The organism is candidate division KSB1 bacterium (assembly GCA_034506335.1).
GTDB lineage: Bacteria > Zhuqueibacterota > Zhuqueibacteria > JANLFK01 > Oleimicrobiaceae > Oleimicrobium.
This window is the reverse complement of record JAPDPR010000015.1, coordinates 17,459-34,854: the sequence shown is the minus strand read 5'-3', so window position 1 is coordinate 34,854 and position 17,396 is coordinate 17,459. Positions and strand designations below refer to the sequence as shown.

Genomic DNA, 17,396 nt, shown 5'->3' with positions numbered 1-17,396 from the left:
TTTTGTTGCCTGCCTACCAGAAATTGCCGCGGCATGGGCTCCTGTCCTGCCCACAGAGCTGGTCCCACTCCAAAACGCAACGCCCCGCTCCTGTCGCCCAGCCCTCTCTGCAGGCTCGAGCACAAAAGCGGGGCACGCGCGCGAACCAAGAGGCTCCACTTCACCCGATGGGCGCGCGGATGACGGTCTCAACCTCTGCATCGGCGATGCGCACCTTGCCCTTTTCCAGCAGGGCAAGCCGTTCCCTGGCGATCTTGTGGCGCAGTTCTGCCTCATCGTATTGGCGTTGCAACCGCTCATAGTCCTGCTGTCGCCGCAGCTCCTGCGCACCGTTGGCGAACTCGATGGCCGCCAGCTCCTCGTTGCGCTTGGCCTCCGCAAGCTCGAGTGGTGTCGGATCCGGGCGTATCTCCATCAGAGGCTGCTCTTCGCGCACAGAGTCGCCCACTGCTACAAACAGGGCACCCACGACGCCAGAACTCTTCGACTTGACCGCCACCTCCCGCCGGGGCTCTATGGCGCCCAGGGCCAAAGCCTTCTGCACAATACCGGCGCGCGTCACCTTCACGCTTTTCTGCGGGGGGACATTGTGGCGGTCTCTTGTCAACGCCGCGGTGCCTATAGTTGGGGCGCAAATGGCCACGGCCACGATTATCCAGACCTCTCCCTTCCGCTTTGAGGACATCGGTGGCCTCCTCGTTCTTCGCCGAAGGTGCGAGGCGTCATGCTTTGCACGCAGCGCCGTACTTTGGGCCACCCGGCTGCGACAACTTACACGGCACCAAGACGCAGGCATAGGGCGGAAAGTTTCGCGGGAGGACGGCGAGGGGGAGCTTACCCCTGAACGTGAACGTCCAGCGGGGCTGTGGTGCACTGTGGCGAGGAAAGTCTCGGTCTACCCTCCTCACTTTGGAGATGGAAGGAAATCTCCGCTGCAGATGTCCGGCTGCACCTAACTCAGGGCCGAGGCGGTGTCAGCTCTGCCCCGGGACGGCAAGAACGGGGAGGCTTTCGTTCCCGTCGCGGTCTACCGCTGCCACGGCGAAAAGGTAATCGTCAATACACAGGCCTGTGATGGTTGCCTCTGTGGCCTCGCGAACGAACACCTGTTTCTGCCAGGTAGGAGCAGTCGTCTCGCGGAGGTAGACCTTGTAGCCGGCCAGGTCGTCCATCGGGGCAGGGTCCCGCCAGATGAGGTGGGCGTCGTAGCCATGACCGCGGTCCACGGTCACCTCTTGCACCGCGCGCGGTGCCAGGGCCAGTCCCGCCACGGCTGCGCCCACAGCCTTGGTAGCGCGCGTCAAGTAGGAGGAGGAAACGAACTCCGGCAGGTCGCCATACTGCACCCCTTGCTCGATGCGCACCACCTGGTGTTGCCGGCCAAAGTGTTCATTGGCTTCCGTGAAGCGCACCGCAGCAAGGCCGGCGCGATTGAAAGAGAGGTGGTCGCCGCCGCGCCCGAGGCGATCCGGGCGAAAGACCAGACGGACGCGCAGGTCGTCCAGATAAGTCTCCGCCTGAGCCTTAGCATAACGGGCCAGCTGCCGGGAAGGGGAATCGTTTTCACTGCCCAGGCGCCACCTCAGGCCTCGATCCGCAACAGTCTCGACCTGAGGCACCCCTTCGGAAAAGCACCGGATGCTCGTGCTGTCCACAACACCATTGCCGCCAACCACGTTGCCGATCATGTCCAGGGAAAGCACGCCGAGGAGCTCCCACCCGTGGTCTTTGACCATCTGGGCCAGGCGGGCGCTTCCCAGGAGACCTTGCTCTTCGCCTGCCACGGCGGCAAAGACCAGGTTTGCTTCGAAGCGGTAGCGGCCCAGCACGCGCACTAGTTCCAATAAGGCCGCCACGCCGCTTCCGTCATCGTTTGCGCCTGGGGCGGCAGTAATGGCGTCGCGAGCCTCTGCCGAGCGCGAGTCATAGTGAGCGCACACCAGCACTACGCGCGATTGCAGTGCAGGATCGGCAGCGGGCAGGGTGGCCAGCACGTTCACCAGGGTGGCCCTGCCAAAACCAGGCACCTCCTCTGTCCATCGGTCCTCTTCCACGCGCAAGCGTCCGCCGCAGGCGGCCCGGTAGGCGAGCAATCTCCGCCCCAACCATCGCCGCGCCGCACCGATGCCGCGCCGCTCCGAGGTCGTATCGGAAAAGGTGTGCCGAGTTTCGAAACCGGCGAGAGTTTCCACAAGCGCTCGCAGGCTATCGGCGGAAACCTGCGCCAGCATCTTGGCGATCACTGGATTGCGCTGCGGCGCCGCATCTGCGAGCTCGGCGAAGGGCTGTGGTGTCGCAGACGGTGTGCGCCGTTGGCGCTTGCCCTCCCCGCACGCCAGGAAGACCGTAAGGACCAGCAGAACGAGAGTGAGCCTTCTCATGGTCTCTGCCTCACTGTGCGCCCAGACCGGATCTTTGCCCCTTGTACTTCCGCCCACGCCGCCTGTAACGAGCCTAAAATAGGGAAAAGGCGCAAAACATGCAAGCAAAAAATGGTCAAGGTAGTACAACCAGCATGGCGCCCGTACGCGCGCATATCAAAGTTGACAATTGACAAGAAATTTCGTATCTTGCTCCCGCCATCTGAGGTTTTCACGGAGGAGAAGATGAAAAGGCATGCGCTTACTGCTTTCGCCTGTCTGGTCGTCGCGGTCGCTTCTGCCCAAGCCGGACAGCGGGGATTCTTGCTCATCGTGGGGGGTGGCGCGAAGCCCACACCCGCAGTGGAGGAGTTTGTGCGCCTGTGCGGGGGTGGACCCATCCTTGTCATTACCAGCGCCAGCGCCTCCCCTGAGGAGGCCGGGCCCTCTGCGGCACGCCTGTTCGCTGAGGCAGGGGCGCACCAGGTAAGTTGGTTGCATATTGCCGGGCCTGACACAGCGAACGCGGACACCACTGTGGAGCGCATCCGGCAAGCACGGGGAGTGTTCTTCACCGGCGGCGTGCAGACCCGCCTCATGGAGCGCCTCGCGGGCACACGCGCGGAGGAGGCGCTTCGCTCGCTGTACTTCGAACGCGGAGGTTGCATCGGGGGCACAAGCGCCGGCGCCGCAGTCCTCAGCGAGGTCATGATCACCGGCGACGGCGACCTCGGGAAGCTGGAGCGCGGTAACATCGTCACTGCGCGGGGCCTCGGCTTCCTGACCACCTGCATCGTGGACCAGCACTTTGTGGCCCGGCAGCGCAACAACCGCTTGCTCAGTCTGGTGATGGAGAAACACCTGATCGGCCTGGGCATCGACGAGTCCACGGCCATCGTCTACTACCCTAACGACACGTTTCGCGTCTATGGTGAGGGCTCGGTGCTGGTCTATGACCCGCGCCGTGCCTCGGTGCCGCCAGCGCCAGAGTCCAAGCGCTTGACCATGGAGGGCATCCGCCTTACTGTGCTCAAGGCCGGCCAGACCTTTGACCTGCGCCGCGGGCGGACGAGGTGAGCGCCATGAACCTGACCCGGTTGCAGCTTCCGCACACCCTTGTGCTCATCGGTACCATCATCCTAGTGGTGGCCGCCCTCACGTGGGTCATTCCCGGCGGCCGTTACCACCGCCGCATCGACGAAAACGGCCGCGAAGTGGTGGATGGAGGGACATTCGCCTTTGTCGAGCGAAAGCCCCAAGGCCTTTTTGCCGTGCTCAAAGCGCCCCTGCTGGGCATCAGGCAGACCGCAGACATCATCGGCTTCATCCTCATCATCGGCGGGGTCTTTGCGATTATCCAACAGACCAAAGTGGTGGACGCGGCCATCGCCCGCGTGGCACACCGCCTGCGCCACCGCGGCATGCTGGTCATCCCCGCAGGCATGCTGCTCTTTTCCCTGTTTGGCGCCGTGTTTGGCATGAGTGAAGAGGTCATCCCCTTCGTGCCCATCTTCATCCCCCTCGCGCTGGCCCTCGGTTACGACAGCATAGTCGGCGTCTGCATCCCCTTTTTGGGCGCGGGCCTGGGTTTCGCAGGCGCCATGCTCAACCCCTTCACCATCGGCATTGCGCAGGGGATTTCCGGCCTGCCGCTCTTTTCCGGCATGGGCTATCGCATTGTCGTCTGGCTGCTGTCCACGGCGCTCGGCATAGCGCTGGTGATGCTCCACGCGGCCAGGGTGAGGAAGAAACCCGAAAGCAGCCCTGTGTACCTCCTGGACCAGACGCGCGAGAAGATTGTGGCATCCGACGATCCGGCCGCGGCGCAACTCACCAGGCGCCACAAGGCTATCGTCGTGCTCTTTGTGCTGGCGTTGGTAGTGATGATCGTCGGCGTCATGAGGTTCCGCTGGTTCATCCCCGAGATCGCGGCTGTGTTCTTGGGCCTGGGCATTGCCACCGGCATCGCAGCACGCCTGCCGCTGAACAGCATAGCCGACAGTTTTGTCGCCGGGGCCCGAGACTTGGTGGGGGCGGCGCTGGTGGTAGGGTTTGCACGCGCCATCCTGGTGGTTGCTACCGACGGGCAGATCGTGGACACACTCATGTACGCTCTCTCCAACGCGATCGCCAGGTTGCACCCGGTGTTCGCCGCGCAACTGATGTACGTGGCACAGACAGTGCTCAATTTCTTCGTCCCCTCAGGCAGCGGCAAAGCGGCCCTCACCATGCCCATCATGGCGCCGCTGGCCGACCTCATCGGCATCACCCGCCAGACCGCGGTGCTGGCCTATCAACTCGGCGACGGCTACACCAACATGATCATCCCCACCTCAGGGGTGACCATGGCCGTGTTGGGCATGGCCAGAATCCCGTGGGAGCAGTGGGCGCGCTGGCTTTTGCCCATAGAGATCGCCCTGTTTGTCCTCGGTCTTCTCCTGGTCATCCCCCCGGTGCTGCTGCACTGGGGGCCGTTCTGAGGGGTGGAGAAAAGAAGAAGGAACGAGAGAGTCCAGCCGGCAAGTGTAGTATTTGAGTGACCGATGAGTGCGGGACTCTAAGGGAAAGGCCTTGTGGGCGGTGCCTTCGCCCATACTTGCGTATGAGAGGAACTTGTGTGTTGCCCCAGGCAGCTGCTTTCCACTGGCGGCTTTTCGCCTGCCACTCCCCGCCAGGTTGCCATCCGCCCCATGAGGCGCAAATGGGCCAGTTGCTCGTCGCGCGGCCGGCTTACCTTCGATACGGAGCTTCTCCGCCAGCCAGCCGGGTTCCGCCGCGAGGTGATTGTGCATGAGCTGCTCCATCTCAAGGTCCCGAACCATGGTCGGCTGTTCAGAAGTCTGCTGCGCGCGCATCTTGACGGGGCGGCCTGACACAATCACCTGCTTTGGGGCTGCGTAGTAACCGGCCAGGCTGTGCCTCATCTCGGGCAAGCATCAGCGCGTGGCACCCCGAACTATTTGGTTGATTTTTTCTTTTCGGTTGTCTATATTTGCCGCCGAGTTTTGCGAAAAGGAACCAACGAGGCCTGAGTTATGTCGGCACATGCGACGTCGAACAGATTCTTTAGCAGCGCAGTGAGCTACGCACGCGTGGAGGACAGCTGAGCAGATGAAGAGACAGAGGGCATGCGTCTTCCCTGGGGCGCGCACCCACCGGCGTTCCCGCTTTCGTCCCACCCAACGCCTGTGCGGCTTTGTTGCCCCACCTCCCATGGAGAGACAGCTCACCTGCTCACTCCTGGCACATTTTGCCACTGGCTTGAGTACAAGTCCTTTGTTCTTAGGTTTTCTGCGAGTAGTGTGCGTTCGCACACAGGGGGCATCTCTGTGGCCTGTGCAGCCTGGAAAAATCTGAAGAGCATTGTCTACCAATGGGAGAGAACACAAAGATGTTTGTGCCAACAAGGATGTTTTTGACCAAGGGGGTTGGCGTGCACCGCGAGCAGCTCCAGTCGTTTGAGCTGGCGCTGCGTCACGCGGGCATCCAGTTTCTCAACATCGTGTCGGTGAGCAGCATCCTGCCCCCGGGGTGCAAGATTATTTCCCGCGAACGCGGCCTCAAGCTTCTGAAGCCGGGGCAGATCGCCTTTTGCGTCATCGCGCGGGCGAGCAGCAACGAACCACGGCGGCAGATCGCTGCTTCCATCGGTGTGGCCATCCCCGCGGACAAGACCATGTACGGCTACTTGAGCGAGCATCACGCGTTCGGCCAGACGGAAAAAAAGGCCGGGGACTATGCCGAGGACCTGGCCGCCTCCATGCTCGCCTCCACCCTGGGTGTGGAGTTCGATGAGGACGAGAGCTGGGACAACAAGCGTCAGATCTGGAAAATCAGCGGCAAGATCGTGCACAGCCGCAACATCACGCAGTCGGCCAACGTGGACAAAGAAGGAAAGTGGACCACGGTGGTGGCCGCGGCCGTGCTCCTGCCGTGAGAGGAGACCCAGATGCCGAAAAGGAAATCGCCCTATCTGCGCGGGCCGCGTATCAAGCCCGCGCCCGTTTCCGGCCATACTTCGGTGACCGAGCTCATTGACGGGGCCTTTCTCGCCTACAACGCCGCTCGGTTGCGCGAAGCGGCGCAGCTCCTTGTGCGCAAGGTGTTGCGCGACGAGGTGACCGTAGGCTTGAGCCTGTCCGGAGCGCTCACCCCTGCCGGCCTCGGCTTGTCGTGCATCGTGCCGCTCATCGAGCACGGCTTCGTGGACTGGATCACCTCTACCGGCGCCAATCTCTATCACGACGCGCACTTTGCCCTTGACCTTGCTCTTCATGCCGGCTCCCCCTTTGTGCCCGACCCGGAGCTGCGCAAACAGGGCGTTATTCGCATCTACGATGTGCTCTTTGACTACGACGTACTGCTCACTACCGACCGCTACCTGCGCGAGGTGACATCGGCCCCCGAGTTCGACATGCCCATGACCACGGCGCAGCTGCACTACCTTCTGGGGAAATATCTCGCCAAACGCAACGAGGCGCTCGGCGTGGAGACCCAATCGATTCTGGTGGCGGCCTACAGGCACGGGGTGCCGATCTACGCCCCTTCGCCTGGCGACTCCTCGATCGGCATGAACCTGGCCGAGCTGTCTCTGAAGGGCAGGCCGCGCCTGTTGGACGTGATGGGCGATGTCAACGAGACAGCGGCCATCGTCTATGACGCCAAGCGCAAAGGGGGCAAGAGCGCGGTGCTCATTTTGGGCGGCGGCGCACCGAAGAACTTCCTCCTCCAGACCGAGCCGCAAATTCAGGAAGTGCTGGGCATTCCGGAAAAGGGACACGACTATTTCATTCAGATCACTGATGCGCGTCCCGACACCGGTGGCCTGTCCGGAGCTACACCCAGCGAGGCGGTCAGTTGGGGCAAGGTGAACCCGGCCCAATTGCCGGACACGGTGGTCTGCTACGTGGACACCACGGTGGCGCTCCCGCTTCTGACTGCCTATGTGTTGGCCAACGTCGCGCCTCGGCCGCACAAGCGCCTCTATGATCGGCGCGAGCAGTTGGTGCAGAACCTGCGGCAGGCGTACCACAGGCACCAACGGCGGAAGCACTGAGGATCGGAGGCACCATGAGGCAAGGGGTGGTGCTCAACTTTGGGGGAATTGAGGAGCCCGGGAGCTACGCGGAGGCGCGCTGCGTGGTGCTGCCCGTGCCGTACGATGGGACCACCACTTACCAGCCTGGTACGCGCCGTGGCCCGCTGGCCATCCTGGAGGCCTCCGGGCACATGGAACTATACGACCACGAACTTGGCAACAGCCCAATCGAGCACGGCATCTGGACCCTCCCGCCGCTGGTTAGCGAGGCCTCGGGACCGGAGCAGATGGTGGCGTCGGTGCGGCAGGCTGCACGCCCGCTTTTCCGCGACGGCAAGTTCGTCCTCACCTTGGGGGGAGAGCATTCGATAACGCTGGGTGCCATCCAGGCGTGCAAGGAACTGCATCCTGAGCTGCGGGTGCTGCAACTGGACGCCCATGCGGACATGCGCGACTCGTACGAGGGTTCTCCGTTTAGCCATGCGTGCGTCATGCGCCGCGTGGTGGACTTGGGAGTGCCAGTGGTGCAAGTGGGGATCCGAAGCTTGTCCGAGGAGGAGGTGGAGCCGATCAGGCAAAGCCGCGTGACCACGCTCTTTGCCGAGCAGCACCCCACCAGTGAACAGGTCGTGACAGCGCTGCAGCAATGGGGTTCCGGGCCGGTCTATGTGACCTTTGATCTCGACGCGCTCGATCCCTCGATCATGCCTGCCACCGGCACACCGGAGCCCGGCGGCCTCTTGTGGGAGCAGGCGCTGGATATCCTGCGCGCGGTAACCCGCACCTGCTCGGTGGTAGCAACGGATTTGGTGGAATTGGCCCCCATTCCCGGCATGGTGGCGCCAGACTTTTTGGCCGCAAAACTCGCTTACAAGATCATCGGTTACGCCTTAGGGGCTGCGCGCAGAGCATCTTGAGGCTCCTTACGTCCCACCTTGCACGGTCGCCGGCCTGTGGCGGAAGCTGGCTTTGGGACGAACGCTCAGCATCCCTGGGCCGAGACGGCCCTTATAGCCTGTTCCAGAATATCCAACCCCTGATCAAGCTCCCTGTCGCTAATCACCAGGGGCATCAATGTGCGGATGCAGTTGTTGTAGGTGCCAGCCTTGAGCACGATGAGCCCGTGTTCGTAGCAGGAGCGGAGAATCTTGGTCACCGCCTGCGAGGCGGGTTTCTTGGTCGTACGATCTTCGACCAGTTCCAGGGCATTCATCGCGCCAAGGCCGCGCACGTCCCCAATCAGCGGGTAGTGTTCTTGCAGCGTGCGGAACCGGGCGCGCACTCTCTGCCCGATGGCTTCTGCGCGCGCCACAAGTCCCTCTTCTTCGATGACGTCCAGTACTGCCAGGGCGGCGGCGCAGCTCACCGGATTGCCGCTGAACGTACCTCCGAGGCCCGCCTGGTGAATGCCGTCCACCACCTCGGCGCGGGCCACCACTGCGGCCAAGGGCAGCCCACCGGCCAATGACTTGGCGGTCACCAAGATGTCCGGCTCCAGCTCATAGTGTTCGCAGGCAAAGAGCTTTCCTGTCCTTCCCCAGCCGGTCTGGATCTCATCGGCGATAACCAGGATGCCGTGTGCTCGGCAAAAGTCCACCAGGGCGCTGAGATACGGCTTTGGCAACGGCACAAATCCGCCCTCGCCGAGTACAGGCTCGAAAATGACTGCAGCCACAGTCGTGGGGTCCACATTGGCAGCAAAGAACTGCTCCAGTCGCGTGGCGCAGAAGTTGGCGCAGGAGTCGGGATCCTTGTCGTAGGGGCAGCGATAGCAGTATGGCGCCGGCAGGTGGTAGACCTCGGCGGCGCCCGGGCCAAACCCCTTGCGATATGGTGCGACCTTCCCGTTCAACGACATGGTGAGAAAGGTTCGGCCGTGGTAGCCGTGCTCAAAGCTGACCAGGGCGAAACGCCCGGTGGCATACTTGGCAATCTTGACGGCATTTTCCACGGCCTCGGCCCCAGAGTTTACCAAAATCGTCTTCTTCTTAGAGCTCCCTGGGGCAAGGCGGTTCAGTCGGGCGGCGAGTTCTACGTAGGACTCGTACGGCAGCACATGGAAGCAGGTGTGGGTGAATCGGCGCACCTGGTCGATGATCGCCTCCACCACCTTGGGGTGCGTATGCCCCACGTTGAGCACGCCGATGCCCCCGGCAAAGTCGATGTACCGGTTGCCGTCCACGTCCACCACCTGCGCGCCGTGGGCTTGGGCCACGAAGATTGGCGTCAGATTGTAGGCGGCCGGCGGCAACTCTTCCCCTTTGCGTTGCATGAGCCGCGCACTCTCGGGGCCGGGGATGTTATGCTGCATCGCTCCTTCCCTGGGTAAGTCATTGACGAAACGTGCACGCGCCGCACAAAAAAAACCATTATCGTCGAGACGATAATGGCAAGGCTATGATTACGAGGAGCCGGAAATCAGCGTTCTTCCTCGATGCGGGCGGCTTTGCCCTTGCGGCCGCGCAGATAGAAGAGCTTGGCCCGCCTGACCCGTCCGCGCCTGACCAGCTCGATCTTCGCGATGCGCGGCGAGTGCAGCGGGAAGATGCGCTCGACGCCGACGCCGTCAGAAACCTTGCGCACAGTAAAGGTCTCGTTGACCCCTGCGCCGCGACGCTGCAGCACCACTCCCTTGAAAATCTGGATGCGCTCCTTGTCCCCCTCAATCACCTTCACGTGCACGGCAACTGTATCCCCGGCCTTAAAGTCCGGGATATCCTCTTTAAGCTGCCCGGCCGTCATAATGTCCGCTTTGTTCATTGCCAAACCTCCCAAAAATGTGGCTCACGGCCACTATTCGTTCTGCATATCCTGAAGTAAGTCTTTGCGTCGGCGCCTGGTGAGCTCCAGAGCCTGTTCCCGCCGCCACCGTTCGATAGCGGCGTGGTTTCCCGAGAGCAGCACCTCCGGCACGCGCATGCCCCGAAACTCTTCCGGTCGCGTGTAGTGCGGGTGGTCGAGAATGCCCCTGTGGAACGAATCGCCTTCGGCCGACTGCGGATCGCTGATTGCCCCCGGTAGCAGCCTGACCACCGAATCGATGACCACCGCAGCCGGCAGCTCGCCGCCGCTGAGCACATAGTCGCCGATGGAGATCTCGTCGGTGACCAGCGCCATGCGGACGCGCTCGTCCACCCCTTTGTAGTGCCCGCAGATGATGATCAGCGCCTCTTCGCGGGCCAGTTCGATGGCCATTTTCTGCGTGTAACGCTCACCCTGCGGCGTCATCAGAATAATACGTGGCTGCTGCAGGCCGTAGGTAGCCACGATGTGTTCAACGCAGAGAAAGATGGGCTCGGGCTTCAGCACCATGCCCGGCCCGCCGCCGTAAGGGTAATCGTCGACGCTGCGATGCTTGTCGGTAGCGAAGGCACGCAGGTCGTGCACGTGGATTTGCACGATGTTGCGCTCACGTGCGCGCTTGATAATGCTCTCATCGAGCGGCCCTTGCAGCAGGTTGGGAAAAGCCGTGACGACGTGAATCTGCATCTTACGGCTCCTCATCCACCAGCCCGGGGATGGGCTCGATGATGATCACGCGCTCCTCCCGGTCCACCATCTTGATGACCTCCTTGACCGCGGGGAGGAGGTATTCGTGCTCTTGGTCGCGCACTACCCAGACATCGTTGGCAGGAAAGTCCACCACCTCGTGCAGCGTGCCCAGCACCCTACCGGCGGTGGTTCTCACCTCCATGCCCCAGAGTTCGAACTCGTAGTAGCTGTCAGGAGGAAGCGGCAGGCACTGCTCGCGTGGGATGAGGAGCTCCGCACCCACCAGCGCCTCGGCTGTATCCCGATCCGTCACCTCACTCAGGCGCAGGAGGACCCCTTTATTGCTCACGCGTGCCCCCACCACGCCCACCCGCCTGTGCCCTTCATCGGCCACCGCCACGTAGAGTTCGCGCAGCAGACCGAAGCGGGCAGGATCGTCCGTATGCGGCGTGACCAGCAGCTCACCCCGCACTCCATGCGCGCGTCTGACGGTACCGATGAGGACCAGATCCCTGGTGCTGCCCGACTGTTTCTTTACCCCCTCATCCCTTTCGCTGGGCATTGCCCTCCTCCCCGGCCGTGCCTGAGGCCCTATTACCGGCTACTGGTTGGCGTTTTCGGCCTCGGGCTCGCCCTGTGCTTCTGGTTCCTGGGGAGTCTCCGCCTCGGCTGGGGCTTCAGGCTGAGGTGCCGGCTCAGTTGCCTGGCGCTTCTGCGCCTCCTTGGCCTCCATGCGCCGGCGTCGCTCGATCTGCAGCACCTCCCACTTCTTGAACTCCTCCTCGATGCGCGCTGGGTCGAAGCCCTTCTTCTTCAGGTCCCGGCGCAAGAGGATGCCCTTGCGGCTCAGCAGACTGCGCACGGTCTCGGAAGGTTGCGCCCCGCAGTCCAACCAGTAATTGACTCGTTCCTCGTCCACCTCCAGTTGCGGAGGCGAAGTGCGTGGGTTGTAGTAACCGACGCGCTCCAAACACATTCCGTCCCGAGAACGGCGCGAGTCAACGGCTACGATGCGATAGAACGGTTGTTTCTTCTTTCCGGCCCGCGCTAAGCGTAATCGTACTGCCAAATCGTTCCTCCTTACTATGACGGCAGGGGGCGTGCCTCAGGGGAGCCCCAGAGGTCTGCCCATGCTCCTGCCCGGTTTGCTCATCTGTTTCACCATGCGCTGCACCATTTGGAACTGGTGTAGCAGACGGTTCACGTCTTGGACGGTGGTCCCGCTGCCCCGCGCGATGCGCCGTCTGCGGCTGCCGTTGATGATGTGCGGCCGGCGGCGCTCCTCAGGCGTCATCGAATTGATGATTGCCTCGGTCTTGACCATGGCGCGCTCGTCCAAGGTCAGATTGCGCAAGGGGGAGCGCCCGACACCGGGCAGCATGCGCAAGAGCTCCTCCAGGGGGCCCATCTTCTTGAGCTGCTGGAGTTGCTCATAAAAGTCCTCCAACGTGAACTCTTGGCGTCGCAGGCGCTTTTCTACGCGCTCTGCTTGTTCGCGGTCCATCGCCTCCTGGGCGCGCTCCACCAGGGTGACAATGTCGCCCATGCCCAGGATGCGCGAGGCCATGCGCTCGGGGTGGAACTTTTCCAGGGCGTCGAGCTTCTCGCCCACGCTCAGGAACTTGATGGGCTTGCCGGTGACGGCGCGTACCGACATCGCCGCGCCGCCGCGGGCGTCGCCGTCCATCTTGGTCAGCACCACCCCGGTGATGTCCAGGCGCTCATTGAACACCGTGGCGGCGTTGACGGCGTCCTGGCCGGTCATGCCGTCCGCCACAAAGAGCACCTCATCAGGCGCCGTGGCCTGCTTGATGGCCACCACCTCCTCCATGAGCTCTTCATCCACATGCAGCCGGCCGCCCGTGTCGATGATGACCACGTCAAAGCCGTTCTGCCGGGCAGACTGGACCGCTTGGGTGCAGATGGTGACGGCATCGCCTTGCGCGGTGAACACCCTGCAGTCGACTGCCTTGCCCACCACTTCCAGCTGCGTGATGGCGGCGGGGCGACGTACATCGGCGGCAACCAGGAGAGGGTTGCGCCCCCGCTGACGAAGGTGGCGCGCCAGTTTGCCGGCGAACGTCGTCTTGCCCGAACCCTGTAACCCCACCAGCATCACCACGCTGGGCCAACGGCTGAGGCGCAACGGCTCCTCCGTGCTGCCCATCAGCCTGGTCAGCTCGTCGTGGATGATCTTGACCACCAGCTGCCCGGGAGTCACGCTGCGCATGACCTCCGTGCCCAAGGCCTTCTGCTGCACCTGGTCAATAAACTCCTTGACCACCCGGTAGTTGACGTCGGCCTCGAGCAGCACGCGCCGCACCTCGCGCATGGTCTCGGCAATGTTCTTCTCGGTCAGCTTGCCGTGACCGCGCAGCTTGCGGATGACCGCGTCGAATTTGCTGGCGATGTCCTGGAACATGGTTGAGCCCACGAAGGCCGCTAAATTTACTAAAATCCCGGCCCGCAAACAAGGTGTTTTTGTCGGAAGTGAGTGCGCGCCTCAGTCCCCGCTACGTGCGGGTGGATTCAACCTGGGGAGAACACAACACACAACCCACACACGCCGCGCCTTCAAGGGCGGGAGGCACTCGAAGGCTGGCTCTCCTCTTGGGGCGAAGGGCGCCCGGTGGCTGCGATGATCTTTTCGACTATTGCGGCGAACTCCTGGGCCACCGCTGTTTCCGCCAGATAGGCGGCAAACGGTTTCCCTTCATCACCTGATTGCACCACCTTCGGGTCCAAGGGGATGCGACCAAGGAACGGCACCCCAAGCTCGTTGGCCAGCCTCTCGCCGCCGCCCGCAGAGAAGACGTCCACGCGGTTGCCGCAGTGTGGGCAGACAAATCCGCTCATGTTCTCGACGAGGCCGAGCACCGGCAGTCCGACCCGCTCGCAGAACCGTATCGAGCGCCGCACATCGGCAGTGGAGAGTTGCTGCGGCTGGGTGACTACCAATGCTCCGGCCGGCGGCGTGAGAAGCTGAGCCACCGACAGCGGCTCATCCCCTGTGCCTGGAGGGCTGTCCACGATGAGGTAGTCCAGTTTGCCCCATTCCACGTCTTTGAGCAGTTGTCTGATCACCCCCATTTTGAGCGGGCCGCGCCAAATGACCGCGTCGTCTTCGCTGTGCAGCAGCAAGCCCAGGGACATGACTTTCACGCCGGCGCCCCCGTCCACGGGCAAAAGCAGACCTTCGTGCACCGCCACCGCGCGCCCTTGGATACCCATCAACTTTGGAATGCTCGGCCCGTGAAAGTCCACATCAAGCAGTCCCACCTTCCATCCCTCGGCTGCCAGGGCAACGGCCAAGTTCGCAGCTACTGTACTCTTGCCCACCCCTCCTTTGCCTGACAAGACGAGAATCTTGTAGCCGACCTGCGCCATTCGCTTGGCCAGCTCTAAACCTTCGGCCGCCTCCTGGGCCGCACAATCGGGCGTGTGGGTTTCCATGTCAGTCATTCTCTGTTCCCTACTCCGTTCATCAACTGTATGCCTTTTGCGCAGCCATGGATCACACGTCTACCCCGAGCAGCATCCGGGCCACGGATGCTAAACCAAAACTTGCCGCGGCTACCCCTAGGCTGATGGCCGCCATCTCCATGAACTGCCTGCCGAAAGGTCTGTCCATGGCCACGGCGGTGTAAAAGTTGAAGCTGGCGATGATAAGGATCGAGGCCAAGAGCGCGCACCCCAGCGCTACGAATGGCTGTGCGATGGCAAGAAATGGCGCCACCAGTAGCACCACCGTCTGGAGATAGGCGGCGCCGGTGTAGGCCGCCGAGCGCAAAGGAGCCTTATCACTTTTCTCTGCTTTTGTGGAAAGATAGGTTGAGGCAGCCATCGACATTGCTGCCGCCAATCCCACCACGATCGCTGAAAGGGCGATGAGGCGCGTGCGTTGCAGGGCCAGTGTCAGCCCGGCCAGTCCGCCGGTCAACTCCACCAAGGCATCGTTGAGCCCTAACACGATGGCCCCCACGTACCGGAGATGCTCTTCCTGCAGCAGGCCCAGCAACGCCGCCTCATGTTCCCTCTCCTCCTCAGCCAGCTCGCGCGCCGGACGGAGCATTGAACTCAATTGGCCGTACTCGCGTTGGGCAACCCCCTCAGCCCGCTCCATGAGCTTCAACGCGAAGCTCAGCCCTAGCGCTCTGCTGAGGAGCACGAAGAGCCATACCTGCAGGGTGCGCGGCCTCGCAGAGCGACCTGTCAGGTCTTGCCACTGCCGCGCGTGGCGAAGCTCATCGGCGGCAATGGCCTCCAGCACCGTCCGGTTGGGGCCCGAAGTGCGCCGCGCCAGTCGCCGATAGATGGCGTGTTCTGTGACTTCGCTGCGCTGATATGAGAGCACCTTGCGAAGGTGCCGGGCATCGAGTCCTGCCAAGTCCGAGCACTCACCTCCTGTCTCTGACCTGTGTGGCCACGCAATCCGCCACGGTGGCATGCGGAACCTTCTTCGGCCCCCGTGTTCATGCTCCGAGGCTCGCTGGTTTGCTTGCGTTTCTGGGCCGCTTCTGGCGTTGCCCTGGAGGAAGGCCGTTGTTCAAGGGTTGCCTTCGGCGTGACGGCCGTGGTGGCATGGCTACCCTTCTACCTCCAGCGCTCCGCCGCCGGCAAAGAATGCCATCGCGCTCTTCCAAGCGTCTGCCTCCCGCTTGGCCACGCTTTCAGAGCTGCCGTTGCGCGCGTGCTGCACAAACGCATCCATGTCATCCTCCAGCGCGCGCAGTCTATCCTGGGCCCAACAGCGCAGGTGCTCCCGCCTGGACCCCTTGGGCACGATCGCCAGCAGTCGCTCAAGGTGGTGCCTGCACAACAAGTCGGCATGCTCCAGTCGCTCCTGCAAAATGGCGTCATCCCAGTGGGCACTGCACACCTCCAACGCAATGCGCTCGGTCACTTTGCACGCTTCACACACCAAGCAAGGCGCCACGGAGTCGGGGCCTTCAGCCACCCTGTACCAGGCTATCAGATCCCGGTAGATGATGCTGAGCCCCAAAGGGTCGCCGAGTGCTGCCGCCAGCCGGGCGTGCTCCTTGCAGAAGCCACCGCTGCGGCGCAGGCGCTCCCTCGTCCTGGTATCGTTCACCGACTCGTAGAAAAGCGCTTCCAGTGCCTTGCGGGCACCCTCCGCCTGCCGTCGACAGATTGCGCACCCGGGTTTGGTCAAAGCCTCGAGCAATGCAAAGTAGCCTATGTGTCGCTCCGGCCGGTGGGGCCTGCGAAGAAGCCGGGACACGGGGAATCGCAAGCAATCTCCTTTTTCATGATGACCGCCTAACCAACTTTTCGCTTCTGCATGCACTCAGCGTGCGATGCAGCCCACAGGAAAGACGTTACCTTACGGCCAGGCGCCGGGACCACCGCTGGCCAACACGCTTGCTACCCCGGCAGATGCCAGCTCCTCGGCGATATAGGTCCGTAGGTCGGCGGTGGTCAACACGCCCTGCTCAGTGGCAACCCCGGTGAATAGGTCATGGGGCACTGCTTCAAATTGGAAGTTGCGCACGTCCACTGTGCGCGGGGCACGGGCCCAAACCTCATCGGGCTGCCGCTCGGTGGGAAAGCCACGGGTAAGAGTGCGCGGCAAGCACTTGGACAACTCGCTCACGGCATACACCGGAATCTGCTCATGCCGTGCCGCCAAGGCAAGGGCGTAGGTGCCCACCTTGTTCACGATAAAGTCCTCGGTCACCATCACCGCGCCGAACAGGACCAGATCTGACTCTGCCACAAGGGTGGGTGCAGCGGCGTCCACAACGAGGGTCACCGGCAAGCCCAACGAGGCCAGCTCTCGGGCCATTGTCCGTCCCTCCAAGAGAGGCCTGGACTCGGTGACAATGGTGCGAAATCGACGGTCCGCTGCCTTCGCCTGCTTGAGACCGGCAAAGACGGAGCTGCTGTAGCTGTGCGTGAACACAGTGTCGCCATCCCTGATGAGGGCACCCACCGTAGCCGCAATCTCTCGCAATGCCACTTGCGAAGCCTGCAGCCATGCGGTGATGTGGCCCCTAGCAATGCGCGCAAGCTGGTCACTCTCCTCCGCGCCCTCCATGCGCAGCAGGAGCGAATTGACCAGGTTGAAGGTGGGGCCATTGCCGGGAAGTGCCGTAACCAATGCGCACCCCAGTTCTACCAAGCCTTCCCTGATGCGCTCTGGAGGAGCCCCCTTGCGCTCCTCCAGGAACGCCAGCAAACACGAGGCCGCCTCGTTCGCGAGCACAGACGCGCCCGAGACCTGATCTCTGCGAATCTTCTCCAGCATGCGCAGCGCCTTCGCCATCGCTCGTCTCCGGACAAACGCCCTTTTCCGTTTTGTCATGAATTTATTATTCCGCCTCGGAAAAACAAGCGAATTCTTCTGTGCCCCCAGCGCGAAAGCACTGCCCCGCCTCACGTTCATCCAGGTTTCCAAGGATTGTGCGATTCAAGCAGGTCAGGGGAGTACCCCACCTTCATGGTGCGCGAGCGAATGTAGGGTTACTGGCCGTGCCTTCACCCCA

At 62.6% G+C, this 17,396-nt stretch carries 18 protein-coding genes; 6 read left to right on the top strand and 12 right to left on the bottom strand.

Annotation, left to right across the window (positions count from 1 at the left end):
* Positions 1-160: 160 nt before the first annotated feature.
* On the bottom strand, positions 161-685 hold the full coding sequence (locus ONB25_06670) for a hypothetical protein (GenBank protein ID MDZ7392558.1): 525 nt from the start codon (positions 683-685) through the stop codon (positions 161-163).
* Positions 686-974: 289 nt separating this feature from the next.
* Positions 975-2,381 carry a M28 family metallopeptidase gene (locus tag ONB25_06665; protein MDZ7392557.1) on the bottom strand — a complete coding sequence of 469 codons (1,407 nt, stop codon included), beginning with the start codon at positions 2,379-2,381 and terminating at the stop codon, positions 975-977.
* A 225-nt stretch (positions 2,382-2,606) separates the two neighbouring features.
* Here ONB25_06665 and ONB25_06660 point away from each other — a divergent pair, with 225 nt between their 5' ends.
* The 6 genes from ONB25_06660 (at position 2,607) to speB (ending at position 8,315) form a co-directional block, all read left to right on the top strand.
* The gene (locus ONB25_06660) at positions 2,607-3,437 is read left to right on the top strand and encodes a cyanophycinase (GenBank protein ID MDZ7392556.1); all 831 of its coding nucleotides are present in this window, start codon (positions 2,607-2,609) and stop codon (positions 3,435-3,437) included.
* 5 nt (positions 3,438-3,442) lie between these two features.
* On the top strand, positions 3,443-4,840 hold the full coding sequence (locus ONB25_06655) for a TIGR00366 family protein (protein ID MDZ7392555.1): 1,398 nt from the start codon (positions 3,443-3,445) through the stop codon (positions 4,838-4,840).
* A gap of 135 nt (positions 4,841-4,975) precedes the next feature.
* Entirely contained in the window at positions 4,976-5,233 is a 258-nt protein-coding gene (locus tag ONB25_06650) for a M48 family metallopeptidase (GenBank protein ID MDZ7392554.1), read from the top strand.
* Positions 5,234-5,751: 518 nt separating this feature from the next.
* Positions 5,752-6,297 (top strand): arginine decarboxylase, pyruvoyl-dependent, encoded by a 546-nt coding sequence (locus tag ONB25_06645; GenBank protein ID MDZ7392553.1) that lies wholly within the window; start codon positions 5,752-5,754, stop codon positions 6,295-6,297.
* A gap of 12 nt (positions 6,298-6,309) precedes the next feature.
* Positions 6,310-7,416 carry a deoxyhypusine synthase gene (speY, locus tag ONB25_06640; GenBank protein ID MDZ7392552.1) on the top strand — a complete coding sequence of 369 codons (1,107 nt, stop codon included), beginning with the start codon at positions 6,310-6,312 and terminating at the stop codon, positions 7,414-7,416.
* Between the two features lie 14 nt (positions 7,417-7,430).
* Positions 7,431-8,315, top strand: a complete 885-nt coding sequence (gene speB, locus ONB25_06635) for an agmatinase (GenBank protein ID MDZ7392551.1) — start codon at positions 7,431-7,433, stop codon at positions 8,313-8,315.
* 65 nt (positions 8,316-8,380) lie between these two features.
* On the opposite strand, the gene gabT is transcribed toward speB, so the two are convergent.
* The 10 genes from gabT to ONB25_06585 all read right to left on the bottom strand — a co-directional run bounded on the left by gabT (position 8,381) and on the right by ONB25_06585 (position 17,176).
* The gene (gene gabT / locus ONB25_06630; protein ID MDZ7392550.1) at positions 8,381-9,709 is read right to left on the bottom strand and encodes a 4-aminobutyrate--2-oxoglutarate transaminase; all 1,329 of its coding nucleotides are present in this window, start codon (positions 9,707-9,709) and stop codon (positions 8,381-8,383) included.
* 107 nt (positions 9,710-9,816) lie between these two features.
* Positions 9,817-10,158, bottom strand: a complete 342-nt coding sequence (gene rplS, locus ONB25_06625) for a 50S ribosomal protein L19 (protein ID MDZ7392549.1) — start codon at positions 10,156-10,158, stop codon at positions 9,817-9,819.
* Positions 10,159-10,191: 33 nt separating this feature from the next.
* A complete protein-coding gene (gene trmD, locus ONB25_06620; GenBank protein MDZ7392548.1) occupies positions 10,192-10,887 on the bottom strand; it encodes a tRNA (guanosine(37)-N1)-methyltransferase TrmD in 696 nt (231 codons plus the stop codon).
* A 1-nt stretch (position 10,888) separates the two neighbouring features.
* Positions 10,889-11,452, bottom strand: a complete 564-nt coding sequence (gene rimM / locus ONB25_06615; protein ID MDZ7392547.1) for a ribosome maturation factor RimM — start codon at positions 11,450-11,452, stop codon at positions 10,889-10,891.
* Between the two features lie 39 nt (positions 11,453-11,491).
* Complete coding sequence (gene rpsP, locus ONB25_06610; protein ID MDZ7392546.1) at positions 11,492-11,959, bottom strand: 30S ribosomal protein S16; 468 nt, start codon at positions 11,957-11,959, stop codon at positions 11,492-11,494.
* A gap of 36 nt (positions 11,960-11,995) precedes the next feature.
* Complete coding sequence (ffh, locus tag ONB25_06605) at positions 11,996-13,312, bottom strand: signal recognition particle protein (protein ID MDZ7392545.1); 1,317 nt, start codon at positions 13,310-13,312, stop codon at positions 11,996-11,998.
* Positions 13,313-13,464: 152 nt separating this feature from the next.
* Positions 13,465-14,352, bottom strand: a complete 888-nt coding sequence (locus ONB25_06600) for an Mrp/NBP35 family ATP-binding protein (GenBank protein ID MDZ7392544.1) — start codon at positions 14,350-14,352, stop codon at positions 13,465-13,467.
* A gap of 52 nt (positions 14,353-14,404) precedes the next feature.
* Positions 14,405-15,277 carry a VIT1/CCC1 family protein gene (locus ONB25_06595; protein MDZ7392543.1) on the bottom strand — a complete coding sequence of 291 codons (873 nt, stop codon included), beginning with the start codon at positions 15,275-15,277 and terminating at the stop codon, positions 14,405-14,407.
* A 198-nt stretch (positions 15,278-15,475) separates the two neighbouring features.
* On the bottom strand, positions 15,476-16,144 hold the full coding sequence (locus tag ONB25_06590; GenBank protein ID MDZ7392542.1) for a hypothetical protein: 669 nt from the start codon (positions 16,142-16,144) through the stop codon (positions 15,476-15,478).
* Between the two features lie 90 nt (positions 16,145-16,234).
* Complete coding sequence (locus ONB25_06585; GenBank protein MDZ7392541.1) at positions 16,235-17,176, bottom strand: translation initiation factor eIF-2B; 942 nt, start codon at positions 17,174-17,176, stop codon at positions 16,235-16,237.
* Between the last annotated feature and the right edge of the window lie 220 nt (positions 17,177-17,396).